The organism is Nocardioides allogilvus (assembly GCF_003047285.1).
Lineage (GTDB): Bacteria > Actinomycetota > Actinomycetes > Propionibacteriales > Nocardioidaceae > Nocardioides > Nocardioides allogilvus.
In genome coordinates this window covers 1-535 of the sequence record NZ_PZYX01000073.1, presented here as the reverse complement: position 1 = coordinate 535, position 535 = coordinate 1, and the positions used below count along the sequence as shown (strand labels likewise).

1 rRNA gene is annotated in these 535 nt (G+C 54.8%); it reads right to left on the bottom strand.

Features of this window, described 5'->3' with window-relative positions:
* Window positions 1-535: ribosomal RNA gene (locus C9J87_RS19495) — 16S ribosomal RNA — on the bottom strand; the annotation flags it as partial.

Sequence of the window (535 nt, the reverse complement as noted above, 5' to 3'; positions counted from 1 at the left end):
CAACATTTCACAACACGAGCTGACGACAGCCATGCAGCACCTGTCTCACGGTTGCCGAAGGCACATTCTCATCTCTGAAAACTTCCGTGGATGTCAAGACCAGGTAAGGTTCTTCGCGTTGCATCGAATTAAACCACATGCTCCACCGCTTGTGCGGGCCCCCGTCAATTCATTTGAGTTTTAACCTTGCGGCCGTACTCCCCAGGCGGTCGACTTAACGCGTTAGCTCCGGAAGCCACGCCTCAAGGGCACAACCTCCAAGTCGACATCGTTTACGGCGTGGACTACCAGGGTATCTAATCCTGTTTGCTCCCCACGCTTTCGCACCTGAGCGTCAGTCTTCGTCCAGGGGGCCGCCTTCGCCACCGGTATTCCTCCAGATCTCTACGCATTTCACCGCTACACCTGGAATTCTACCCCCCTCTACGAGACTCAAGCTTGCCAGTATCAGATGCAGTTCCCAGGTTGAGCCCGGGGATTTCACATCTGACTTAACAAACCGCCTGCGCGCGCTTTACGCCCAGTAATTCCGATT